The 3,244-nt window shown below is 70.9% G+C and carries 3 protein-coding genes; all 3 read right to left on the reverse strand.

All coding sequences use genetic code 11. From position 1 onward, the window contains the following. Positions 1-1,187 (reverse strand): sigma-54-dependent transcriptional regulator (locus FVW27_RS11190; protein WP_167125163.1); only part of this gene is annotated, 1,187 nt, incomplete at its 3' end. A 21-nt stretch (positions 1,188-1,208) separates the two neighbouring features. Then, positions 1,209-2,723: an ATP-binding protein gene (locus FVW27_RS11195; protein WP_167125165.1), complete on the reverse strand. Its 1,515-nt coding sequence runs from the start codon at positions 2,721-2,723 to the stop codon at positions 1,209-1,211. A 305-nt stretch (positions 2,724-3,028) separates the two neighbouring features. Further along, positions 3,029-3,244 (reverse strand): helix-hairpin-helix domain-containing protein (locus tag FVW27_RS11200; protein WP_243838370.1); only part of this gene is annotated, 216 nt, incomplete at its 5' end.

A 3,244-nucleotide genomic window follows, 5' to 3' on the forward strand; every position in this document is an offset into this window, starting at 1 on the left:
GCCGTGCCGGGCGCCAGCCTGTGGCGCACCATGCGGGCGCGCAACGGCACGGGCAGGTGTTCCAGTTGCACCACCGGCTCCTCGCGGGCCAGCAGCAGCGCCCCCTCCACCACGTTGACCAGTTCGCGCACGTTGCCGGGCCAGTCGTGCGCGGCCAGTGCCTCGAACACTTCCGGGTCGAACCCCTTGGCGCCGATGCCGTCGCGGCGGCAGATGCGCGCGGCGTGGGTAGTGACCAACTCGCGGATGTCTTCCTTGCGTTCGCGCAGGGGGGGCAGTTGCAGTTCCACGGCTTGCAGGCGGAACAGCAGATCCTTGCGAAAGGCGCCGCGTTCGGCCATGTCCGGCAGGTTGCGGTTGGTGGCGGCCACCAGGCGGAAGTCGCTTTCCACCTCTTCCTTGCTGCCGATGGGCCGGAACCGCCGCTCCTGAAGCACGCGCAGAAAGGCCTTTTGCTGGGCCAGCGGCAACTCCCCCACCTCGTCCAGGAACAGGGTGCCGCCGTGCGCCTGGCGGATGAGCCCGGCGCGCGATTCCATGGCGCCGGTGAACGCCCCGCGCTGGTAGCCGAACAGTTCGCTGTGCAGCAGCGAGCGCGACAGCGCCGCGCAGTCCAGGGTTATGAACGGGCCGGAGGCGCGGCGACTGTTGCGGTGCAGGGCCCGGGCGAACAGTTCCTTGCCGGTGCCCGTTTCTCCGGTGACGAGCACGGCTGCGTCCCCCATGGCCGCCTCGGCCAGCCGTTCCAGGCAGGCGGCCAGACGTTGGCTGGCGCCCACGATGCCGCCGGTGTCCAGAGGGCGGCGCTGCTGGCGGGACTGCCGGTTGCGGTGGCGCAGGGCGCGGTCCAGGGTAAAGCGCATCTGCTCCAGCGAGGAGGGCTTTTCCACGTAGTCCCATGCCCCGTCGGTGATGGCCAGTTCGGCGCCGTCCGGGTCGCCCGCGGCGGTGACGATGATGATTTCGGGCGGACTGGCCATGTGACGCAGCCGGGGCAGCATGTCCAGGCCGTTGCCGTCGGGCAGGCGCACGTCCAGGAACACGGCGTCGAACACGTCGCGCTCCAGCAGGCGCGCACCGTCCGCCAGCGAATGGGCGGCGGACGAGGCGTGCCCCTCCATTTCCATGGCCGAGCGCAGCATTTCGCAGAACAGCTCGTCGTCGTCGATGATGAGCACATTGGCCATGCGTCAGGCTCCTGGGCAGGCTCAGTCGGCCACGGGCAGCAGGATGTCCACCATGCAGCCCAGGCCCGGCCCTGCCATGATTTCCAGCCGCCCGCCATGGGCCCGCACGATGCCAGCGGCGCGGGCCAGGCCGCGTCCCTTGCCTTCGTGCCGGGCCTTGGTGGAAAAATAGGGGTCGCGCATGCGGCACAGGGTGTCCGCATCCATGCCTTTGCCGGTGTCGCGTACGCGCACGCGCACCCAGCGACCGGGAAGGCGGGGCGAGGCCGGGGCGAGGGTGGTTTCCACCAGGATGCGCCCTGCGGGGTCATCATCAGGGGCCGTCTGGGCGGGGGGCGCCGACGATGCCCGGGAAGCACCGCCCGTGTCGTCCGGCGATTGCGCGGTGCGCGCCTGAGCCGGAATCGCGTCCTGCACCGCCCAGGCGGCGTTGCGCCATATCTCGGCAAAGGCTTCGCGCAGGCGGGCCGCATCCACGCGTACCGGCGGAAGCCGGTCAGGGGGGGGAGGCTGGCCGAGTGCGCCGGATTGGCCAGTACCGGCCGAGGGCGACGGAGTGGGGCGATCCGGGGGCAGGCCGCAGGATACGGCCCATCGGGCGTCGGGGGGCAGGTCTCCCGCCAGTTCGGCGCACCAAGCGGTGACCAGGGTGTGCAGATCGACCGGTTCCGCGTTCAGGTCCATCCGTCCGGCAATGGACTGGGCAAAGGCGATGACCTCGCGGGCGCGCTGGCAGCCGAGCATGATGTTGTCCAGGCTGCGCAGCACCATGGGGTCGGTGCCGTGCGGTGTGGCAGGCGCGGCGTGCAGACGCGAGATGGCGATTTCCGCGAAGCCGAGGATGGAGGCCACCACGTTGCCGAAGTCGTGCGCCAGACCCACGGACAGCGCGTCCAGCGCCTGGCGCAGGTGAGCGTCCGGCACTGGGGGGGATATGGGCGTGGGGCGCGTGTTTTGGCTGATCGGGTCAGGGAGCCTTGCCGGGTCCTGCCCACTCTGTCCAGCTGGTCCCGCTGCTCCTTTCGGTCCGGCGGCTTCGTCCTGTCCCTCCCCTCCGTCAGGCGGGTTCGGCATGCCGGGGGCATGCAGTTGCAGCAGCACCCCGATGCGGGCATGGGTGGCGGGCCTTGCGATGGTGTCGGCAGCAGGGTCGCGTGGGTCGTGCAGGGCGGGGCAACCGGGGATGGCGTGGGCCTCGGCTGGCGGCAGGGTGCGCACCAGCACGCCGCCCCGCACGCCAGCGGAGCGTGGTGGTGATGCATGCGCCCGCCCGTTGTCCGTTGCCCCGTTCGGGGCGTGCGGGGCGTTCGGGTCATGCGGATTGGGCAGATGGGGGGGCAGGTCCAGCAGCCAGTGCCAACCCGCGCAGGGGGGGCAGGTTTCGGACAGGGGCAGCAGGTCGTGCAGCATGGCGCCGGATGGAGGCGACGCAAGCCCCAACGCGCGCAGGAACAGTCCGCTTACGCCGAGCACGCGGCCCGAGGGGGCCACCGCGCAAAGGCCGGTTCCGGCGTGGTCGTGCAGCAGGCGTATCATGTGCTTCCCGCGTCCATAAGGATGCGGCGGGGAATCCGCCGGAGTCTCCATGGTGGCCCCATACTGCGCAAAGTTGCGCTGCAAGGCAATGGGCCTGGGCGCGGAACCTGCGGGACGCACGGGGAAACCACGCGCCCGGCGGCGACTGCGGGTTGTCTGGGAGGCTGCCCTCCACTGCCGGTGGATGACACTTCTGCCGAATGAACCGTCAACGGATGGTTGTCCGGCAATGCCTGACTGTGGGCCTCTGCCCGTGGATACCCCGGCAGGCGCCGCGGCAGCAGGGAGAAAGGACTGGCTCCCCGTCAGCGGCGGCGTGAAGTATCCATCTCCTTCAGCCGCTGGTGTATCTGGCGTGCCCGGCGCGGGCCGATGCCCGGCACCTCCGCCAGTTCCTTTTCGCTGGCGGCGCGCATGGCGGCCAACGTGCCGAAGCGGTCCCACAGAAGGCGCGCGGTCTTGGGCCCCACCCCTTCCACGCGCTGCAATTCGCCGGTCAGGGCCGCCCCTGCGCGGGCGCG

The sequence above is a fragment of the Nitratidesulfovibrio liaohensis genome (genome assembly GCF_011682075.1).
In the GTDB taxonomy this organism is placed as follows: Bacteria; Desulfobacterota; Desulfovibrionia; order Desulfovibrionales; family Desulfovibrionaceae; genus Cupidesulfovibrio; species Cupidesulfovibrio liaohensis.